Origin of the sequence: Ideonella sp. (assembly GCF_036277275.1) — a bacterium.
In the GTDB taxonomy this organism is placed as follows: domain Bacteria; phylum Pseudomonadota; class Gammaproteobacteria; order Burkholderiales; family Burkholderiaceae_C; genus Ideonella.
Genome location: NZ_DASUNH010000007.1, coordinates 20260 through 42012 on the forward strand (window position 1 = coordinate 20260; position 21753 = coordinate 42012).

Here is a 21753-nt window from a genome sequence, read left to right on the forward strand (position 1 = left end):
TTCGGTTCAAGAAATCAGCCCTGGCCGAAGCCGAGGAACTCCAGCAGCAGCTGGCGGCGGGCGCGGCGCTTGCGGCGCCGTTCCTCTTCGTCGTCTTCGCCCGGGCGGGCAGCGTTGTTGGCCGCGTCGGCCGCCTGGCTCAGGCCGGCGGTCACCCCCACGGTGGGCGCGGCCGGCGGCGCGCCGGCGACCGAGCCGCCGACGATGTCGTCGGCCCCGCGGACGACATCGGCGCCCAGCGTCACGCTGCCCAGCGCACGGATGCCCGCTTCGCCTGCATCGATTGCGCCGGCTGGCGCATACAGGTCGAGCGCGCTCTTCGCATCGAGCACCGCGATGCCGCTGCCGCTGAACGAACCGCTGGTGTCGACGACGATGCGGCCATTGGCATCGAGCCGGTAGATCGGTGCCGGCGCGCCGACCACCGTCTTCGCACCGCGGCCGGCATCGACGTCTCCGGTCGACGACCACAGCAGGATGTCGCCCTGCGCCAGCGTGAAGATGCGCGACTGGTTGACGAGGATGTCGTCGCGCGCCACGCCGTTGATCGCGCCACCGGCCACGGTGACGATGCCAAGCTCGCTCGGCTTCTTCGTGCTGCTGCCGGTCTCGCCGGCATTGATCGCGCCGCTCGGCGCGAGCAGCGTGATGCCCGAGCCCTGCAGCGTGCGTGCCTGCGTCGTCGGCAGGCGGATCTCGCCTTCGGCCCGGCCCAGCGAGTCGACCGGGAACAGCGAGTTGATCGCCGCGTAACCGCGGTCGTAAGCGGCCTCCTTGTCGGTCGCCAGCCGCGCCGCCACTGCCGCGCGGCCGTTGGTGCGCACCTCGTCGACCAGCACCGCGTTCAGCCGCAGCAGCTGGCGCTCCAGCGGCAGCGCCTCGAACGCCAGCAGCGCCGCATCGAGGTCCGTGGCCTGGCCGGTCTGCGCCTGCATGAAGCTCACCAGCGCCTGGCCGCCGGCTGCGTTGTCGGCTCGCGTCACCGCGGCGACGAATGGCAGGCGCGTCGAAGCGTCCTGCTCGCCGAAGGCCTCGGCCAGCAGCGCACCCGGTGCGGCCGCACGCTTGACGTCCGACAGCGTGGCGAAGGCCTGCAGGGCCTGTTCGTCGCTGTCGCCTGCATGCCCCACCAGTCCCCGCACATAGCGCACGATGCCGGCGTTGTACGCCGCGTCACCGAGCAGGGCCTGCACCTGGCCGAGCTGCCCGTCGGTGCCCAATGCTGCAAAGGCCTTGGCCTCGGCACTGCCCAGGGCCGGCGCCGTGCCGTCAGCGGCGTTGAGCAAGGCATAGAGGTCACCGGCACGCGCGGTCAGCGCAGCGGCCCCGAGGGTCGCGAAGCCACGCCGCGTCGCCGCGCTGTAGTCGGCCCCGTCGGCGCGCAGGCCGGCCACCAGCGTCAGCCGGCTGCTGCCTTCGGCCAGGCGGGTCGCGTTGTCGATGTTGCCCACGGCCTGTACCCCGGCACCGCGGCCCAGGTCGATGTCGCGGCCGGCCAGCAGCACCAGGTCGCCCGGGCCGGCGATGCGCAGCGCCGCCTGGCCGAGCGAGATGTCGCGGCCGGCGCGCAGCAGGCTCAGCTCGCTGGCCGCGGACGCGTCAGCGGTGTCGAAGCGCACAGCCTGGTGTTGCACTTCCACGCCGGAATTGGCGTTGGTGCCGGTGAAGGCGATGTCGCCTGCGGCCAGCAGATGCAACGGCCGCGCCGAGCGGATCGAGCCTTGCACTTCGACGTCACCCTCGGCGGACAACAGCCGCGCCGGCGTGCGGTCGCTGCGGTCCAGGTCGACGCCGTCACCGCGCTGCAGGTCGGTGTAGGCGAGCGCCAGCCAGGCACTGCCCGGCAGCCCCTGGCCGCCAAGGCTCAACGGGTCTTGCCCGCTGTCGTCGTGGTAGGCCACGCCTTGCGACCAGGTCGCGTTGATCTGCAGATCGGTGCGCAGGGCCAGGTCCTGCGCGGCCAGCAGGTCCAGCCGCGCGGCCGTGTTTTCGGCCTGCTGAATGATCGGTGCCGCCGACGCATCGGCACCGAGCCTCAACGAGCCGGACGGGGCTGCCATCAGCACCCGGCTCGGCAGCAGGTTGACGGTGAGCGAATCGCCGGCGGTGTTCTCGTAGGTGTCGGGCTCGGCATCGGCGCGGTAGAGCAGGTTTCCGCCTGACGCACGCAGCGTCAGCGACGCGTCGCCGTCGAAGCCGCTGATCCACCGGCCGTTCAGCGCGTGGCTGCTGACGTCGGCACCCAGCGTCAGGTCGCGCCGGGCGTTCACCTGCACCGCCGTGTTCTCGTGCGCGAGCAGCAATCCGGGTGTCGTTGCACCCGCATCGGTCAACGCCGGGTTCTCGGCCCAGGCCACGTCGCGCCCGGCCTGCACGTCGAGCGTGCGGCCGCCCGATTGCACGATGCCGCCGATCACGTCGCGCCCGGCCGTGACGCGCACACTGCCGCCGCCGAACTGGTGCGCGCCCTGGGCATCGATGAAGCCGCTCGACGGTGACGCCGCGGTCAAGCCCTGAACGTCGGTGCCGGCGCTCACGTCGATGCGCCCGCCACCGAACGACGCCACGCCGTGCTGCAAGCCGGCGGCGGGGTCGTCGGGCACGGCGTCCCAATGGACGATCCCGTCGCTGCGTCCGATACGCGACCAGCCGTTCGGATGCGCCCCCAGCAGATGCGATTCGTTGTAGTAGAGCGCGAAGCTGTCGAGCACGACCGAGCGCGAGCGCACCGCCTCGCCCGCCTGCACGCGAATGTCGCCGCCATCGACGCGGAAGGCATCCTGGAGGAACAGCTGATCGCGAACGGCCTGCGCTGCCGCATCGTCGGCCACGACGCCACTGCTGAAGACGCGCGCCCGACCCTGTACCAGGTTGACATCGCCGGCCGCCGCCAGCGTGATGTCGCCGGTGGTGGTGCGCACGCGCACATCCTTGATGCCGCTGTCGTCGCGGCCGATCACCAGATCGGCGCTGCTGTCGCGGCGCGTCGCGGTAGAGGCCGCGGCGCCGAGGTCCGCACCGGCGACGAAGCGCAGCGAGCCGCCGGCGACGCTGCGGCCGCTCCAGTGGAAACCGGCGTCGAGCGACGAGCGCACCGTGAGGTCGCCGCCGGCGCGCAGCGTGATCGCGCTGTCGCCCACGGCGCTGACATCGCCGCCCGCGAACGTGATGTCGGTGCGCTCGCTCGGCGTGGTCCACGACTCGCCGAACGTCGACACATCGAGATCGCCCTCATTGCGCACCTCAGCCGCCGCATGGATGCGCAGCGCCGACTGCAGCGCCTCGTTGCCGTCGGCCAGCCGCTCGGCCAGCAGGCTGGCCTTGCCGCCGAGTTCGCCGACGAAGGCGCGGCCTTCTGCGGCCAGCGTGCTGGTCAGCAGCACACCTGGCTCTTGCGCGGCGTAGTCGGTGATCTGGTGGATGCCGTCGTAGACCTTGACCGCCTCGACGTCGATGCGGCCGGCGCCCTCGATGGCGGCACGCAGCGGCGCGATGTCGACGCCGGCACCGCCGGGGTTGGCGTCGCTGACACCCAGCCGCGCGGCGCGCAACAGCACGCGCCCGGCATCGCCTTGCGCACCCGCGGCCACGTCGATGCGGCCGCCGGCCTGCAGCTGCAGCGTGCCCTCGGCCGCCGACAGCTCGACACGGCCGCCGTCGCCATCAACCGCCTGGGCCGACGCGAGCAGCGCGCCGCCCGCGGCCAGCGTCAGGGTGCCTTGCGACGCCAGCGCGATGCGGCCGCCGTCGGCCCCGCGCGCATCCAGCGTGCCGTGCACCGTCAGCGCACCGCCATCGGTGGCGAGTTCGATCTCGCGCGCTGCCAGCTGGGTCTGCGGGCCGACGACCAGATCGCCCTCGCGCTGGCGCACGCGGATCGCACCGCAGAAGCTCGTGGGATCGGTTTCGTCGATGTGCCGCGCCAGCGAGGCGAGGTCGATCGGCGCGCCGCTGTCGATCGACAGCTCGGCGCCCTGCGAACCGCCGCTGGTGCCGCGCAGCTGGCTTTGCAGTTGCACGGCACCGGCGGGGGCCGCCAGCTCGATCCGGCCGCCAGCGGCTTCGCCAGCGCCCGAGACATTGACGACGCCACCCTGCATCGCGAGGTTGCCGCCTTGCGCGACCAGCGAGACCTGCCCGCCACCGAGGTCGACCGACGCCTCGCCGATTTCGACACGGCGGCCGGCCACGTCGATGCGGCTCGCCGCCGCCAGCGTGATGCCGTCGCGCGCTTCCATGCCGACGGCGCCCGAGGGCAGCACGATGCGGCCTTCGTGCCGGACCTGCCCGGCATCGATCTGCAGCGCAGCGCCGAGTGCGGATGTGGGCGCCACCGCATCCGCCGGCGCGCTGGTGTGCAGCAGGCCGCCGACCTGCCACGTGGCATCGGCACCGGCCGCCCCCGCGACGACGCCGCGCGCCTGCACCGCCATGTCGCCGCCCACCGCCAGCGTGCTGTCGCGGCTGCTCAGCGCGACCGCGTTGTCGGCCTGCAGCGTCAGGCTGTCGGCGCCCTGCACGACAACCCGGCCCTCGTCCAATCGAATGTCGCCGCTGCCGCCGGCCGCGGTCGATGCGTGCAGGCTGATGCGGCCCTCCCCCGTGAGCGCCGGCCCACCGGCCAGGCCCGAGCTGTTGGTCAGGGTGATTTCGCCAGCGGTGATGCGTGCGCCAGCGCCGTCGGCCTCGGTCGCGCGCAGCGTCGGCGTGTCCAGCACCAGCTTGTCCAACGTCGGCGCGCCGTGCGCATCCTCGCCGAGCACCGCACCGTCTTTCAGGTTGATGAAGCGGTAGGCATGCAGCGTCAGCTGGTCGGACCGGCTGACCTGGTTCAGCAGGCCCGGCGTCAACGCCAACACGCCCGCGCCGCCGACCGGGCCGCCGACGGTGATCGTCGGCGCGCCCAGCGTCAGCTCGCTGGCCACCAGGCGCGCCGAGCCGGCGATCTTGGTGTCGTGCGTCGCATCGAGCGTCAGGCTGCCAGCGCCTGCCTCGAGCTTCACGCCGGCGCCGATCGCCAGCGCGCCGCCGGCCATGGCCACATCGGTGCGCTGCAGGCGCGCATCTGCTGCCGCAGCGAGGCGCAGCGCGGCGCCATCGCCCTCGATCGCGAAGGCGGTCGCTCCGCCGGTAGTGGCGACGGCTGGCGCCTCGGCCTTCAGGACCGAGCCGGCCTCGACATCGATGCGCTCGCTCGCTGCCAGCACCAAGTCAGACGCAACGAGGGCCTCGCCGCCGGTTGCGATGGTGATGTGCTGTGCGCTGACGGTCAGCGCGGTGCTGCCGTCCTCGTTCGTGCTGCCGCTGCGTGCGCCGAGCACCAAGGTGTCGGCGCCCAGCTGGTTCAGCGTCGCGACGCTGAGGTGCAAGGCGCCATCGGCCGCACCGCCAGCGGGTTCGCCGACGACCACCTCGCCGGCGGTGAACTCGGCCCGGCCACCACGGCCCGCGGCCCGGCCCGGCGCCGCGGCGGCCCCGGCCATCGCGATCTCGCCATCGAGCCGCGCGCGCGTCGTCGCCAGCGCCAGCGTGCCGGCATCCATCGGCCGCTCGGGGGCACTCACCCCTTGCTGTGCAGCCTGTTCGGTGAACGCGGTATTGGCCGAGGTTTCGCGGATCTCCGAGCGTTGGCGCGCCAGGGCTCGCGGGCTGATCTTCCAGGTGCTGGCCTGCGCGTCGGCGAAGGCGGTGCCCGCCGTCGACAGGCGCGCGCCGACCCAAACCGAACCATCGGCCTGGTTCACCGCGGTGTTCACCGACAGCGGCGTGCCGGCCTTGACCGGCTCGATGAGAAATGCGCCCGGCTGCAGTGCATAACGCGCCGGCAGCAGGGTGTAGGTGCCTGCCGGAATCGGCGCCCCGGCGCCGATCTCGATCTGCTTGCCCAGGCCGGCCGCGCCCGTGAGCGTCGGGTCGAACAGCGCCGCGCCCTGCACGCCGGGGACCAGCGCATAGGCGCCGTTTCCGCCCGCGAACACGTCGGTCGAACCGCCACGGCCCGGCACGAACTCATACGCCACGAGGTCGCCGCCGCCGCGCAGGTCGAGCTCGGCGCCATCGGCCACGTCGACGCTCGGCGACTCGATGTCAATGCGCTTGCCGGGCGGCGCCGTCAAGGTGCTGCGATCGGGTGCCAGCCAGCGATCGCTGGTGCCAGTGCCGTAGGGCAGCACCAGGCCGGCCGCCGACACCGAGGTCTGGCTGCCGGCCGTGAGCGTCACCGCCTCGCTGCCGCTCAGCACGATCTGGCCCTGCGGCGCCCGCACGATGCCGCCTTGCGTGATGGTCGCCGCAGCGATGGTCAGCTGGCCGCCAGCCGACAAGGGCGTGGCGATGTCGGATGCGTCGCCGCCATGGCCGGCGATCGTCACGTCGTGGCCTGTCGCATCGATGCGGAAGCGGGTCTGCGTGCCCGGGTAGATCTGGCGTGCGCCGAGCGACAGGTCGCCGGCTGTCGTCAGGCTGCCCTGCAGCGTCGTCGCGTTGATACCGTGCAGCATCAGGTCACCCCCGGCGTGCAGCGACAGGCGCTCCAGGCCCTGCGTGACCCAGTGCCCCGAGACCAGCAGGCCGTCACGCGAACGGATGTCGAGCTGCGCATCACCAGCCTGCGCGACAGGCCTCGGCGCCGCGGTGTCGTCTGGCACCCGCACGCCTTGCAGCTGCACCTGTCCGGCGGCCAGCTGGATCGATGCGCCCGGCTGCACCGCCAGCGAACGCGACGCGAGCGTCAGCGTGCCGGCCATCTCGAGATCGGCGCCGTCGAGGAAGCGCAGTGCGTCGCGCGCGCCGAGCACGAGGTTGGCGGCGCCTGAGGCGCGAATCGCCGAGGTGGAGATCGACGCGGTGTCGGTCAGGTCAGCGATGCCGGCGGTGTCGCCCAGTGCCAGTCCGCCCGTCTTCTCGGTCGGGCCGGCGGCGATGCGCAGCTCGCGTCTGTCGTTTTCGGGCCCCGGGGCCTGGCCCGGCTCGGCCGTCAGGTTGACGCTCAGCATACCGCCCTGGCCGCGCGTGCCGCCGGCGTGCAGGTCGATGCGACCCTCGGTCACCAACGCCCGGTTGGCCTCGATGGCCACCGTGCCGCCGTGGCTGTCGACCCGGTCGCGCACCCAGTGCACGCCGCCTTCGGTCAACTCGCTGCGGTCGAGCACAGCACTGGCACCCCGCGCCAGCAACTCGGCGCCCTGCTGCATCACCAGCACCGGCTCGGTGCCGGCCGAGCCCTTGGCCGCGATCGTGATGCTGCCACCGTCGAGCACCTGGCCCTGGCGCAGCCCGCTTGTGCTGGGCGCGATCAACGCCGCGCCCGACACGTCGATGCGGCTGTGTTCGCCCAGCCAGAGCACGGTGTCGCTGGCCTGGCCGGGCGTGGCCGGCTTGCGGGCGCCGATGCTCAGCGTCACCTTGCCGCCCGCAGACTTCACTTCGCCGTCGACGAGCAACTGGTTCTGTGCCGACAGGCTGATGGCCGACAGCGCGGGCGCGTCGATCACCGCGCCCTCGTGCATCACCAGACGCCCGCTGTTCACATCGGTGCCCGACGAACGCAGCGTCAGGTTGACGGCCGCCGGCGCCACACCGGGTGCCGGGCCGGCAATGGCGAACGTCCGCCAATCGCTACCGCTGGCCGCCAGGCCCGCGACGCGCGGATCGACCTGCCATTCGTCGCGCTGCAGCGTCGTGTGGCTGCCCGCGGCCACCTGCAGCTCGCGCCGGCCGTCGAGCACATAGCTGCTGAAACCGCCTTGCTGCAGCATCGCCGGGTCGATGGTCAACACGCCGGGCGCTGCTTCGCTGCCGCCAAGCTGCAGGTCGGGCGCGGTCAGGCTCAGGCTGCCGCCTGTCGCGAGCGATTGGCCGAGCAGCGTGCCGTTCATCACCAGGCCCGGCGTCCCGCCCGGCAAGACCGCCGTGTGGGCCAGGTTGATGCTGCCGGCGTTGCCGCCGGTCAGCTTGCCGCTGGCATCGACGATGGCGCCGCCCGACACGTCGACGACGCTGCCGGTGCCGAGCTGAACGCCCTCGCGGCCGGCGGCGGAGAAGCTGCCGCCCACCGTCGTCGTGGTGGAACGCGGCCCGTCCTGCAGCGTGTTGACGAAGTTGCCCTGCAACTGCACCCCGGCACCGTCGGCCAGCTTCGCCTGGCCGAACTTGCTGTTCAGCTCGACACGGCCACCGGCGCTGCGCACCTGCCCACCGAGCACCGCGTCACCCTGGCCCGTCAACAGGCGCAGCGTGGCGTTGTCGCCCAGGTCCAGCGCGGCCTGCGACGACTGTCCCAGCACCGACACCTGGCCGTCGGCGGCAATGGCCACCTCGCCGAAACCGGCATCGACCAGCGTGTCGCGCTGCATGCCCGAGGCCGCCGGCAGCATCGCAGCCATCGCGTCGGCCCACAGGCTGTCCGCATCGACATGCGGGCCTTGCGTGCTGACGTTGAAGTAGCGCAGCACGGCGCTCTTGTCGCTCTGGGTGAAATCTTGCCCGCCCTGCGTGACGGCGCCGACGCTGAAGCGGCCGCGCCTGGGCTGCGCGTCGTCGCCTTGCTGCTGGCGCGTGCCCTGCGTGACGTGGGCGTCGAGCTGTCCTTGCAGCACCACCGTCGGTGCGACGATGTGCACGCTGCCCGCGGCGCGGCCTTCGACATAACCCTCTTCATGGCGGGTCGGCGTGAGGCTGCCGTAGTTGACCTTGACACCCCAGCGGTCGAAGCCCGCGCTGCCGCCCTTCTGGATGTTCAGCGCCGACGTGTAGACCTGGTCGGCGGCCGCATTGTTCAGGTCGACCAACTGGCCATTGGCACCGATCAGCTGCGTTTCGCGGACCTGCGCCGCGGTCAGCGTGACCTGGCCGCCGGAGACGTCGATGCGCGAGTTCGCATGCGTCAGCACGCCGCTGCCGGCGGTCAGCCGCACCTCGCCGCCCGCCGACAGTCGTTCGTCGATCGTCTGCTGCAGGCCATCCCGATACCCCTCGAGGCTGCCGAGGATCGCCGAATCGTCGCGCACGTCGACGGTCACGCGGCTGCGGTAGAGCAGGCCGTCCTTCTGCAGCGGCGCATCCTTCAGGTCGTTGCTGCCGAGCAGGCCGGTGGTGACGAAGTAGCGCGACACGCTCTCGGTGGCGGTCGTGGTGCCCGACACGTCGATCACCGCGCCGTCGCCCAGCACGATGCGCGAGGCATCGCCGGCGTCGTTGTCGAACACCCGGTTCGCATAGGCCTGGTAGCTCGGCGTGACTTCGGCGCGCACGTCGACCGTCGCCCCCGGGGCCACGACCTGCGCACCGGTGTCCAGCAGCACGCTCGCGCCGGCCAGGTCGATGCGCGGGTTGACGAAGGTCGCGTTGCCGTCGCTGGTCAGTGGCTTGCCGTCGTTCTGCGCCGCGCCATCGTCGGGTGCAATCGTCGTCTGGCTGCCGACGCCCAGCACCAGGGCGCCGGCTTCGGTAGCGCGCACACCTTCGTTGCGCACCTTCGCATCGCCTTGCGCGCGCAGGATGATCGAGCCGTTCTCGGTGACGCTGGTCGTGGCGCTGATCCGCCCCATCTGATTGACCGCCATCGCGACCAGCGTCGCGTTGCCGCGCGGGGTGTGGATCTGGCCGGTGCTGGTGTTGACGACACTGCCGTGCGCCCCTTGCGGCGCATCCGCCGGCCCGGCGCCCACCTCGACCAGCAGCCCGCGCAGCGTGGGCACCTCAGGGTTGGCTTCGGATGCGTACAGCGTGGCCTGGTCGCTCGGTGGCTGCAGGAAGACCTGGCCGCCAGCGGCGAGCATCGTCTGCCCGCCCGGCGTGCTGATCTGGCCGGCGTTCTCGACGCGCTTGGCGAACAGGAAGACGCGGCCACCGTTGCTGGTGGTGATCGCCGCGCCTTCGTCGACACGCACGAAATTCCTGCTGTCGATGAAGTCGGCGGCCGCGCCGTCGTACTGGAAGGCCGGCTTCGACTTGTCGTACAGCAGGCTGTTGGTCAGGCCCGAGAGGAACTCGTTGTCCGACACGTTGAGCGCCGACGCAACCAGCGAGCCGGTGTTCACCTGCGCGCCGCGGCCGAAGAGGATGCCGTTGGCGTTGATCAGGTAGATCTCGCCGCCATTGGTGGCGCTGAGCTTGCCGAAGATCTGCGACGGCGCGGTGCTGCCGAGCACGCGGTTGAGCGCGCTCGCATTCTTCACCGCCATGTCGAAGGTGACGCTGCTGTTGGCGCCGATGTCGAAGCTCTGCCACTGGTAGATGGCGCGCTGGCTGCTCTGCTGGATCGTCTGGTCGATGCCGCCGTTCGTGTTCGGCCGGTTGACCGGCGCCGCGCCGCCCTGCCCATGCACACGCCAGCCGGCCATCGGCACCGGCACGGTGTTCGGCGCGGGTGCCTTCGGTGCACCCGCGGCCCACAGCGGCCAGCAGGCGGCCAGCGCCGCCACCAGCGGCGTCAGGCGCCAGGGCTGCGCAATGGCGGATCGGGCGGTGGGCGTGCGGCGATTGACCATGGTCTGAAGCGGATATGTCTAGAAGCGCGCGGCGACCCGCGCATGAACATGCAGGTCACCGAGCGCGCTGTTGGTGCTGGCGCGCAAAGGCCAGCCGATGTCCAGGCCACCTTCGATGGCACCGCGGGGCCCGCCACCGTTCACACGCAGGCCGAGCCCGGCGCCCGCCAGCGTCTGCACCGGCGGCTGGCCGGCGGCGGCATCGACCGTGAAGACCCGCGCCGCGTCGAGGAAGACCAGCGGCATCAGCTCGCGCAGGTCCGGCAGGCTGGACGAAGCGAGGTTGGCCACGCGCCATTCGAGCGAAGCGAGCCAGCCGTGGTCGCCGGTGGCCTCGCTCTCGAAGTAGCCACGCACCGTCTCGGCGCCGCCGACGGCGTACTGCTCGGCACTGACCAGCGGGCCGGAGGCGGCCTGGGCGCCGAAGCGGCCCATCACGCTGCCGCTGCCCACCGGTTGCTGAACGCGCAGGTCGAACTTGCCGACGAAGAAGCTGCCGTCGCCGCCCTTGCGCTTGCAGGCGAACTGGTCCTGCGGCCCGCTGCCGCCGCTGGCCAGCGGGCAGTCGACGTCGCGCTGAAGCAGCTCGCGCATCGCCGCGGTGACGCCCGCGTTCCACTGCCACCGCAGGTCGCCGTCGGTCGCCTGGTCGCTGTAGGCCAGTTGGAACGGCAGGTAGCGCAAAGGGGTCGAGATCGCGTCGCTGCCGAACACCGTGCGCTCGCGCAGCAGCTTCAGGTCGGCGCCCCAGGTCAGCACCGCCGTGCGGTCGCCGCCGCGCCGGCCAAAGGCACGCGCGCGCCGCAGGCCCAGCGTCGTGCCGCGGCCCAGCACCTGCGTGCCGCCGAGCGTCTCGACGTCACTGTCCGACAGCGTCAGCGACAGGTTCCAGCTGTCGCCGAGCGATTCGCTGTCGGTATCGGCGATCGTGTAGTTCGCCACCAGCACGCGCGATTGCGAAGGCCGCACCGGCGCGGTGATGAAGGTCAGCGCCAGCGAGTGGTCGAGCTGGAACAGGTTGTCGTAGCGCAGCGTGCCCATCAGGCGCCACGGCTCGGTGCCGAAGGCATGCTGGTTATGGAATTCGAGCGAGCCGCCCAACGGCAGCTTGTCCTCGACCTGCAGTTCGACGTCGACCGTACCGGGCAGGCGGCCGGGCTTGAGCACCGGCTGGACGCGCCGGTCTTCGCTGCGGTTGACCTCGCCCAGCTGCGCCTGCACGCGGTTGAAATCGGGCACCGCGCCGACAGCCAGCGCCGGCACCTTGGTGCGGATGTAGCCCTGGTCGTGGAAGCGCGAGCCGAGCACGTACAGCCCGCCGATCCGGCCCTCGAGCACAGCCAGCCGCACGACACCACCATCGACCCGCTGCTCCGGCACATCGACCAGCACGGTCAGGTAGCCCGCCTTCTGGTAGACGGCCTCCAGCGCCGCACGCGCCGCCTCGACGCCCGCCATGCCTTGGCCCGGGCCCAGGTGCGGCTCCAAGGCGACCTCGATCGCTTCGACCGGCAGCACGGTGTTGCCCTCGACCTGCAGCTCGAGCAGATCGAAGGCCTGGCCCGGCGCCGACGATGCCGTCGCCGCAACGCCCGGCTCGGACGACGCAGCGGATTGGGCGGCACATGGTGCGACGGCGGTCAACAGCACGAGGCTCCAGGCCAGCAACAGGGGGACGACAACTGCTCGGTTCACGGCCGTGATGTTCGTCAGGCGGGGTGACGCAGCCCGCCCGCGCGCATGACCCGATCGGCTCATGCCGACGGGGTCAATGCGTCAATTCGATGACAGCCGCCATGCAGACGGCGCTGCACATGGGCCAGCGCGGCGCCGATCACCTGGTGCATGTCGTAGTAGCGGTACTCGGCCAGGCGGCCACCGAAATGAACCTGCGGCGCCAGCTCGTCGGCCAGTGCGCGGTAGCGTTCGAACCGCGCCTGGTTGGCCGCCGTCGCAACCGGGTAGTACGGCTCGGCACCGGCGCCGCCGGCGGCGGGGTACTCGCGTGTGATCAACGTGTGGCTGGCTCGCTCGTTGCGGGCCGGGCTCGGCAGGTCGAAATGACGGTGTTCGACGATGCGCGTATAGGGCACGGCGGCATCGGTGTAGTTGACGACCGCGTTGCCCTGGAAATCGGCGATCGGCAGCAGCTCGCGCTCGAAGCGTAGCGAGCGGTACTCCAGCCGCCCGTGGACGTGGTCGAAGAAAGCATCGATCGGGCCGGTGTAGATGACGCGGTCGTAGCGTGCGAGCCAGTGGTCTCGGTCACGCAGGAAGTCGACGCCGAAGTCGACCCGGATGCCCGCCAGCAGGCGGTCGAACATCGCCGCATAACCGCCGATCGGAATACCCTGCCAGCGGTCGTTGAAGTAGTTGTCGTTGAAGTCCAGCCGCACCGGGATGCGCTTGATGATCTCGGCCGGCAGCTCGCTGGGGTGGCGCCCCCATTGCTTGCGGGTGTAGCCTTCGATGAACAACCGGTACAGCGTCGGCCCGACGGTCGCCAGGCAATGCTCTTCGAGGTTGGCCGGCTCGGCGATCGGCTGGCGTTCACGCGCCAGCGCGGCGCGCGCCTCGTCGGGCGTTTTCGCGCCGAACACCTGGTAGAGCGTGAACAGGTTGATCGGGAAGCTGTAGAGCGCGTCGCCATGCCGCACCTTCACGCGGTTGACATAGCCATTGAAGCGCGCGAAGCGGTTGACCCAGGTCCAGATGCGGTCGCTGTCGGTGTGGAAGATGTGCGCGCCATGCAGGTGCTCGTGGCAATCGGCCTCGGCCACGTAGCGCGTGGCGCAGTTGCCGCCCGGCTGAGGGCGCTGCTCGATCACATGGACGCGGTGGCCGGCGTCGTGCAACTCGCGCGCGCAGGCGGCGCCATACAAACCGGCGCCGACGATCAGGGTGCAGGGACTCATGGGAACCTTGGACGACGGATGCGGTGAGGGCGGGCACCGTTTCTCCAGTGCCCGCCCTCGTTCTGTTGGACCGGCACGCGCCGATCCGTCCCAACGACGAGGTTGAGAGTTACTTCACCATGCGCATCGGCGAGCAGCTGGCCGCGACGTTGCGGTCCATGCGCGAGGCGAACTTCAGCACGACCGGGTCGGTCAGGTCTTCATAGGCACCCGGGTAGGTGGACGGGGCGGCGAGCACGCCTTGCTGGGTGTCGACGTCGGCGATGTTCAGCGCGCTGGCCTTGCCGCCGTTGGCGCGCAGATTGATCAGGAACGACTTCTTGTCGGCATCGGTCAGCAGGACCTTGTTCCACTGCATCGTCGCGTTGTAGACGAAGTTGTAGTCACCCGACTTGGCGTTGTCGCGCACCGGCGATTGGCCGTCGAGGCGGACGAAGCGGTAGCCCTTGTCGATACCCAGGCCGGTCGGCAGCGGGGTGTTCTCGCGGCTGAGCATGCCGATCGCGTACGCGGTGCCGCCCAGGCCTTCGACGGTGGTGCCGAGGCAGGTTTCGACGTTGCCCGAGCCCGAGCCCAGGTTCCAGGCCAGCGTGCCGTTCTCGGCCAGCGCCGGCGAGGCCAGCACGGTCGAGTTCTTCGCGCCGACGGTCTGGCCGACCGGGGTGTAGACAGCCGTGCCCGCGCCGCAACCGGCGTTCAGGAACTCGACGTTGAAGCTGGCCTGGGTGCCCGAACCAATGACACGGCGGCAGACGTTGACCTGCTTGCTCAGCACGCCAGCGTCGACGCTGTCGGGAATGACCAGGTTCCAGCCGCGCTTGTTGGCGGTGCTGCCCGTCAGCTGGCCCGACAGGGCGGCCGAGACGAAGCTGCGCGACAGCGTGGGCATGTTGCCCGGCGCGTCATCCTGTGCAAAGCCTTGTGCCTGCTGCAGCGCGCGGTACAGCTTCTTGTTGACCGCGACGCCCATGATGGTCTGGTTGAAGGCCTTCGAGTCGAGGTTCTTGGTGTCGACCGCGACCGCCGGGGCCAGCAGGTTGACCGGCTTCTGGAACAGCGCCGGCTCGACGTCGGAGACGCCAGCGTCAGCGACGCGCGAGGAGACGTTGTTGCAAGCGAAGCTGGGCAGCAGGATGTCGGTGGCGGGCGAGGGGTTGCCGGTGGCGGTGCAGCTGCCGTCGACGACCATCATGTCCTGCGCGGTGCCGGTGGCGATCGGGTTCACGCCTTGGACCGAGCCGCCCGCATCACGCTTGACCAGCAGCACCGGGGTGCCGGCGGCCCAGTTGCCGACCTTCTTCTTCAGGTTGCACGAGTAGGCGCGGTAGCTGCTGCCCGACGGGGCCGGGCCGGTGCCGTTGAAGAACACGTCGAAGCTCGACGCCGTGCACTGCTCTTGGAACCAGGCACCGATGAACAGGCGCTGGGCCGAGGCGCCGGCGATGTCGACCTCCTTCAGCGTGCCGGCGGTGCGGGCGGCGTTGATCTGAGCGGGGGTGAGCGCTTGGGCGCTACCAGCGGCGGCCAGCGCGGCCAGGGCAATCAGGCGAACTTTCATGTTGACTCCAGGGAAGGGTTTGTCGGGCCGTTGCGCCACGTGGGGCGAACAGCCGGCACTATCGCGATGGGTGGTGACAGCCGTGTGGGTGCGGCGCCACCGAGGCACCGTGCCAACGGCCCATCGGGGCCAGCACAACTGTCATCTGTGCTGCCATCGACCAAGCGTCGGCTCAATTGATCAGCCGACGCGACATCGCCTCGGCCACCGCATGGGCGCGGTTGCGTGCGCCCAGCTTTTTCTGGATGCTGCGCAGGTGGTTCTTCACTGTCAGCGGGCTGATGCCCAGCATCACGGCGATCTGTGCGTTGGCCTTGGCCTCGCGCACGGCCGCCAGCACCTGCAGCTCGCGGTCGGTGAGTGGCTTGGCCCCGTGCCCGTCGCCACGGCCACGGGGCCGTCCGTCCGCCGCACCGGGGCTGACGCCATACACGCGCGACATCACGAAACGCAGGTACGGCATCCACAGATCGAGCGCGCAGCGCGCACTCTCGGCCGGCAAGTCGTCCGCGCCCTGGCGCAAGAAGGCGACCAGTACCTCTTCGCCGTGGCCACCCAGTCCGCGCAGTGCATGGACCAGCGCATGGTCGAAGCCGCTCTCGCTCAATTGCAGCGCTGGCGCCAGCGCCGCCAATGGCGGCTCGCGCAGACTGACGCACACGGCGTGTTCACCAGCGCTCGACCACACCTCGGTCAGCGCGGCCCACAAACGGCTGGTCGAATCGGACAGCTCGGCCTCCAGCGCTTTCGGCAGCGGCACGCAGTTCAGCACATGGGTTTGCCAACCGCCCTGTCGACCCATGTCCACCCGCAACAGGGCCAGGTCGTGCGGCAGGAAACGATAGAAGTGCAACCGGAGCCAGACAAAGAGCTGCTGCGGCGAGCCGACCTGATGCGCCGCCTCCGCGGCGCGCAGGAACGCGTCGCCGACATCCGGCGTGATGGACAAGGTGGACAGCATGTGGTGGGCCCCAAGGACGCGGCAGCGTAGGAGCCCTGCATGACAGTGCGATGGCAACGCTCGTGGTTTTTCGGTACTGGCCTGACGCGAAACCGTCATCGATCGCGGCCAACATCGCGGCCGACTCTCACTCTGTTGTTGCGCGCTGCCGTCTTGCGGCCGGCGCACCGTATCGCGTGCCCTCGCCTTCCCCTTCGACCGCTGCCTGCGCCTGGCCCTTCGCCTGGCATCGCCACGCCGGGGCCGATCTGTACCGCCTGCAGGCGCTCGACCGCTCGATGCTCGGCGCACCGTCGCTGTACCTGGCGGCCAGCGACGGCGTGGCCTGGCAGAACCCGCATGGGCCGATCGACCTGCGCGCCGACGACTGGCTGGGCAGCGGCACGCTGCGCAACAGCCTCTATGTCGAGCCCTGGGCCCGCCTGAGCTCGGTGCGCGAGCTGGCGCTGGTGATCGACGCGCAGGGCAGCCTGCGGGTGCGGCTGATGTGCGCCTCACTCGGCAAGCCGGCCCAGGTGTTGCGAGAAACCCGGCTCGAATCGGCCCAACGTGGCCGGCTGGTGCTGCCCATCGGCGCGATCGACGCATTGCCTGAGAACAGCCGCCTTTTTTGGCATGTCGATGCGATCGACGGCGCGCGGCTGCATGAAGCTGCGTGGTGCACCCGGACCCGACCGAATGCATCGACCCGGCTCGCGGTGCTGATGCGCACCTTCGGTCGCACGCTGGATCTGCGCCATCAGTTGACACGGCTGGCCGACGCGGCCGCCGGCGACGCCTTCCTCAGCGCCGCGCTGGCGCGCATGGACTTCTGGGTGCTGGACGCGAGTGTCGGTGTCGAGACCCTGTGGCAGGACGCCGCGGATCACGAGCTGAACCTGCGCGTGATCCGCGGGCCGAACCTCGGCGGCGGCGGCAACGCCAGCCACCTGATCCACCACTTCCTGGCCGCCTGCGACAGCCATCCCGAAAGCGCGCCGGACGAAGTGCTGATCCTCGACGACGACGGTGTGCTTTCGATGGAGTCGATGGCGCGCTACCTGCTGGGTTGCTCGCTGCGCACGCGCCAGCACATCACCAGCCTGCCGATCCTCATGAAGAGCCGGCCGGCCCAGGTGTGGGAAGACGGCGGCTTCTGGGGCCGGCTGAACTTCCATCAACATGGCGAGTTCGGTCGCCGGCGCAACCTGTCGCCGCACCTGCTCAAGCATGGGTTGTCGTTGGACGGCTTCGAACACCTCGACGCCTTCGGCCCGCTGAACCACTGCGAGTACGCGACCTTCATCTTCTTCGGCCTGCCGACGGCCGCACTGCGCCGCGTCGGCTTGCCGGCAGCCTTCTTCCTGCGCGGCGACGACATCGAATACTCGCTGCGCGCGCAGGCTGCCGGCGTCGAGGTGATCACCAACCCCAACCTCGCCGCGTGGCACGAGCCCGGCCACTCCTATGGCCAGGAGTACATGGCGATCCTGCACGCGGTGCTGATCAACCTGACGCATTCCGAAAGCGACGCCGCCACGCTGTCGCAATGGTTCGAGCAGCGACTGGCCGAGCACAGCTCGATCGGCGACCTGGAGGGCGTGGCGCTCTACCTGCGTGTGATCGATGCGCTGCTCGATGTCGATGGCCCGCTGCTGACGCCCGGCTTCGAGGCCCACTACCTCGCCGCGCTGCCTGCGTGCGCCGCAACGCCGATGGCCGCCTTGCCGGAAGGCGACCGGCAACGGCTGGAGCGCGAGGCCGCGGCCCACGGCTTGCTGATCCGCCCGTTCCTCTACCCCGGCTACCAATCGGGCACCGAACGCCACCGCGCGGTGGTGCTGGTCAACCATGGCGCCGGCACCTACCGGGAGCTGGCGCCCTGCGACCCGCTCGAGCGACTGGCACTGATGCAGCGCTACCTCGCGAGCCTGCAACGCCTGACGGCCGAATTCAGCGACTTGAAGGCCCATTGGCACGCGCGTCTGGCCGCGTCGGGCCAGCCGGCGTTCTGGGCCGAGGTGGCGGCGCGGCATGCAACAGCCACCCGCGAGTTCTGCCGCAGCTCGTTCACATGGCGCGACGTACCCGCTGCCGTCGAGACGCCGCTTCGCCCGACCGCGACACTGCCACCTGCCGTCCCCATCCGTGAACTGAGGCAACGGCTGGAGCGCGAGCTGTCGCAACTGAGCCAGCTGCGACAGGCCGAGGCAGCGTTGCCGACAGCAGTTCGCGCTGAGCGAGCGTCCACGTCTCGCCGCGCGGCGTGGCGGCGTCGCTGGTCGGGCTGGTGGCGGGCCTTGTGGACGACGCCAACGCGCCAGCGCCAGATCCCGCCGTCAGCGCCGACACTGCCCCCTGACTTCGACCCTGCACAGTACCTGGCACTGAACGCCGACGTGGCACGCACGGGCATCGATGCCGCGTTGCACTACGCGCGGTTCGGCCGTACCGAGGGTCGGCGCTACCGATTGTGACCTCGCCTCCATTTCGCATGCTTCGCCCTCGCCTCGTCCTGCACATCGGCACCCACAAGACCGGCACCAGCGCGTTGCAAGGTGCGCTGGACGGCGCACGCGACACCCTGCTCGCGCACGGCCTGCTCTATCCCGACACGCGTCGCCCGCCGTGGCCCGAGCTGCCCAAGCACTGCTCGGTCTATCAGGCTGCCGCCTCGGGCGATGCCGTCTTGCAGGCACGTGAGCGCGACGCGCTGTTGAGCGAGTTCGACGCCAGCGGTGCGCACACGCTGCTGATCAGCGAAGAAGGCCTGTCGGAACCCGACGAGCGGATCCCCGCGTTCTTCGCGCCACTGACCGATCGCTTCGAGCTCGAAGTCGTCTGCCTGCTGCGGCGCCAGGACCTGTTCGTCGAATCGTTGTTCAATCAGTTCGTGCGCGAGGGCGCGCGCCGCGAGTCGCGCCCCATCCTCACCTTTGCGCGCGGCCGCAGCACCCGCGACAGGCTGGACTACCACGCGCTGTTGTCGCGCTGGGCAGCACTCGGCGCACACGTGCAGGCGCTGGACTTCGATGGTCCCGGCGCGCGCGGGCCGGGCCTGATGGCGGCGTTCGAGCACGCACTGAAACTGCCGGCACTCGGGCTGCCGGATCGGCGCGCCAACCCGTCGCCGGACATGCGGCTGGCGCTGTTGCTGAACCGGCTGAATCGGCAGCGCATTGGCTACGACCTGGCACCGTTGCTGCAGGCTGCACGTGTGATGGCGCAGGTCGGGCCACCCCCGTTGCGCCACCTGTTGGGCAGCGACGAACGACGCCGCCTGCTTGCCGAGTTCGAGACCAGCAATCAGCGCCTGGCGGCCGACTTCGGCGTGCACTTCAGCGCAGACCTGCCGGCGAACGAACCCGCGCCTGCGGTGGAAGACCTCGACGTCGCCTACCTGCTGCAACTGATGGCGGGGCTGACGCTGGCCCGGCCCGCACAGCGCGAGGCGCCGCAGGCCGCGCCGCAGCCGTAGCGGGGCGAGTTGTCATCGCCGCGTCATCGTGCCGTCACGGCGGCCCACGAACATCGCGCGCTGTTTCAGCAGTCCAACAGGAGCGAGCCATGAGCCAGCCATTCGACGAGGGCGATGACGTCGGCCACAACGACAGCCCCAATCCGCATTTCCAAGAGGTGCTGTCCACGCGCCTGTCGCGCCGCAGCATCGTGCTCGGTGGCCTGGGTGCCGCGGCGAGCACCGTCGCCGGCCTGCCGGCCGTGGCGCACGCCGCGCGCCAGACCGGCGTGATCGGCGGCATCGACAAGCTCAAGTTCACGCCGGTCGCCAAGAGCGTGGCGGACCTGGTGACCGTGCCGCCGGGCTACACCGCCCGCGTGCTCATCGCCCTGGGTGACCCGCTGTCGCCGCAGGTGCCGCCCTACCGCAACGACGGTACTGACAACCAGCATGGGCACCGCTCGGGCGATCACCACGACGGCATGGACTACTTCGGGCTGTCCGACGATCGCCTGCGCCGCGACCCGTTGAACAGCCGCCGCGCCTTGCTGGCGACCAACCACGAAGCCACGACCGACAACTTCCTGCATGTCAACGGCAGCACGCCGCGCCCGCGTCCGGCCGCCGAGTCGGACAAAGAGATTGCCGTCCACGGCGTCTCGGTGGTCGAGATCCACCGTCCTCGCGACGGCGAGTTCGAGTATGTGAAGCTGTCGCCCTACAACCGCCGAATCACGCCGATGACGGCCGCCTTCATCACCGGCCCGGCACGCGGCAGCGCGCTGATGAAGACGCAGTACAGCCCCGACGGCATCGGCTGCCGCGGCACGATCAACAACTGCGGCACCTCGCGCACGCCCTGGGGCACGCTGCTGACCGGCGAGGAGAACTGGTCGGGCTACTTCACCCGCTCGGCGACCGACGACACGGCACGTGGCGACAAGAGCGTGACCTCGTTGATCCGCTACGGCAAGACCGCCGGCTCGGCGAGCCGCCATGGCTGGGAAACCAGCGGCAGCGACGACAAGTTCCGCCGCTTCGACATCAGCAAGACGGGCACCAGCACCGACGGCAGCGACGACTACCGCAACGAGCTGAACACGTTCGGCTACATGGTCGAGATCGACCCGTACAACCCGACCAGCGCGCCGCGCAAGCGCACCGGCCTGGGCCGCTTCGCCCACGAAAGCGGCGCGTTCTCGCACCTGGTGCCCGGCCTGCCGCTGGCCGTGTACATGGGCGACGACTCGCGCAACGAGTACATCTACAAGTGGGTCTCGGCCGCCAACTGGGCCGCCGGCGACGCCGAGCGCAACGACCGCCTGAACGTCGGTGCCAAGTACCTCGACGAGGGCCGCCTGTACGTGGCCAGGTTCAACGCCGACGGCACGGGCGAGTGGGTCGAGCTGTCGATCGGCCATCCGCTGATCGCCGGCTACGCAGCGTACCCGTTCGCCGACCAGGCCGACGTGCTGGTCAATGCACGGCTGGCCGCTGACGCGGTGGGTGCGACGAAGATGGACCGCCCCGAGTGGTGCGCCACCCACCCGGGCACCGGCGAGATCTACTTCACGCTGACCAACAACAGCAACCGCAAGGTCGACGTGACCAGCAGCTCGCAGTCCCAGGTGGACGCGGCCAACCCGCGCTCGTACGGCGACTCGTACAACGGCGGCCCGCTGGGCTCGCCCGGCAACGTCAACGGCCACATCCTGCGGGTGCGCGAGCATGGCCACAAGGCCCACGCGACATCGTTCAAATGGGACGTCTACCTGTTCGGCGCCCAGGCCGACGCAGACCCGAACAAGGTGAACCTGTCGTCGCTGACCGGCGACCAGGATTTCTCGAGCCCCGACGGGCTGTGGTTCAGCGCCGCCACCGGCATCTGCTGGATCCAGACCGACGACGGCGCCTACACCGATGCCAGCAACTGCATGATGCTGGCCGCGCTGCCGGGCGAAGTCGGCGACGGCTCGGCCCGCACGCTGAGCTACACCAAGGCCGACGGCTCGACCCTCGAGGTCACCACGCCGGTCGGCAAGGCCCCGAAGCCGACGCAGCTCAAGCGCTTCCTGGTCGGCGCCAAGGACTGCGAGCTCACCGGCTGCTGCGAAACGCCCGACGGCAAGGCCTTGTTCGTCAACATCCAGCACCCGGGCGAAACCATCCTGGCGGCTGACGTGGCCGATCCGAACAAGTACGTCAGCCACTGGCCGGGCAACGCCGGCTACGGCGCCGGCGGCGCGATGGCCCGGCCACGCTCGGCCACCATCGTGATCACCAAGGACGACGGCGGCAAGATCGGTTCGTGAACCCGGCGCGGGGCCATGCGGCCCCGCACGGCACCCACCGGTGAGCACGCCGGTGGGCGTTCGGCCTTTGTGCGGCTC

The 21753-nt window shown here is 70.5% G+C and carries 8 protein-coding genes; 3 read left to right on the top strand and 5 right to left on the bottom strand.

What is annotated here, in order from left to right:
* Positions 1–14: 14 nt before the first annotated feature.
* From VFY73_RS01610 to VFY73_RS01630, 5 genes are all read right to left on the bottom strand, one after another.
* Positions 15–10490, bottom strand: a complete 10476-nt coding sequence (locus VFY73_RS01610) for a filamentous haemagglutinin family protein (protein WP_329716157.1) — start codon at positions 10488–10490, stop codon at positions 15–17.
* A gap of 18 nt (positions 10491–10508) precedes the next feature.
* Positions 10509–12185, bottom strand: a complete 1677-nt coding sequence (locus tag VFY73_RS01615) for a ShlB/FhaC/HecB family hemolysin secretion/activation protein (RefSeq protein WP_329716158.1) — start codon at positions 12183–12185, stop codon at positions 10509–10511.
* A gap of 59 nt (positions 12186–12244) precedes the next feature.
* Complete coding sequence (gene glf / locus VFY73_RS01620) at positions 12245–13405, bottom strand: UDP-galactopyranose mutase (protein ID WP_329716159.1); 1161 nt, start codon at positions 13403–13405, stop codon at positions 12245–12247.
* A 109-nt stretch (positions 13406–13514) separates the two neighbouring features.
* Positions 13515–14963 carry a hypothetical protein gene (locus tag VFY73_RS01625; protein ID WP_329716160.1) on the bottom strand — a complete coding sequence of 483 codons (1449 nt, stop codon included), beginning with the start codon at positions 14961–14963 and terminating at the stop codon, positions 13515–13517.
* 172 nt (positions 14964–15135) lie between these two features.
* Positions 15136–15924 (bottom strand): helix-turn-helix transcriptional regulator, encoded by a 789-nt coding sequence (locus VFY73_RS01630; protein WP_329716161.1) that lies wholly within the window; start codon positions 15922–15924, stop codon positions 15136–15138.
* A 176-nt stretch (positions 15925–16100) separates the two neighbouring features.
* On the opposite strand from VFY73_RS01630, the gene VFY73_RS01635 reads away from it, so the two are divergent.
* The 3 genes from VFY73_RS01635 (at position 16101) to VFY73_RS01645 (ending at position 21675) form a co-directional block, all read left to right on the top strand.
* Positions 16101–18380: a hypothetical protein gene (locus VFY73_RS01635; RefSeq protein ID WP_329716162.1), complete on the top strand. Its 2280-nt coding sequence runs from the start codon at positions 16101–16103 to the stop codon at positions 18378–18380.
* Positions 18381–18397: 17 nt separating this feature from the next.
* A complete protein-coding gene (locus VFY73_RS01640) occupies positions 18398–19381 on the top strand; it encodes a hypothetical protein (RefSeq protein WP_329716163.1) in 984 nt (327 codons plus the stop codon).
* Between the two features lie 89 nt (positions 19382–19470).
* A complete protein-coding gene (locus tag VFY73_RS01645; protein ID WP_329716164.1) occupies positions 19471–21675 on the top strand; it encodes a PhoX family phosphatase in 2205 nt (734 codons plus the stop codon).
* Positions 21676–21753: the final 78 nt, after the last annotated feature.

What these genes read in the sequence shown, in the direction of transcription:
- VFY73_RS01610 (WP_329716157.1), bottom strand. Translation starts at nt 10,490, where the DNA reads ATGGTCAATCGCCGCACGCCCACCGCCCGATCCGCCATTGCGCAGCCC.
- glf (WP_329716159.1), bottom strand. Translation starts at nt 13,405, where the DNA reads ATGAGTCCCTGCACCCTGATCGTCGGCGCCGGTTTGTATGGCGCCGCC.
- VFY73_RS01625 (WP_329716160.1), bottom strand. Translation starts at nt 14,963, where the DNA reads ATGAAAGTTCGCCTGATTGCCCTGGCCGCGCTGGCCGCCGCTGGTAGC.
- VFY73_RS01630 (WP_329716161.1), bottom strand. Translation starts at nt 15,924, where the DNA reads ATGCTGTCCACCTTGTCCATCACGCCGGATGTCGGCGACGCGTTCCTG.
- VFY73_RS01640 (WP_329716163.1), top strand. Translation starts at nt 18,398, where the DNA reads ATGCTTCGCCCTCGCCTCGTCCTGCACATCGGCACCCACAAGACCGGC.
- VFY73_RS01645 (WP_329716164.1), top strand. Translation starts at nt 19,471, where the DNA reads ATGAGCCAGCCATTCGACGAGGGCGATGACGTCGGCCACAACGACAGC.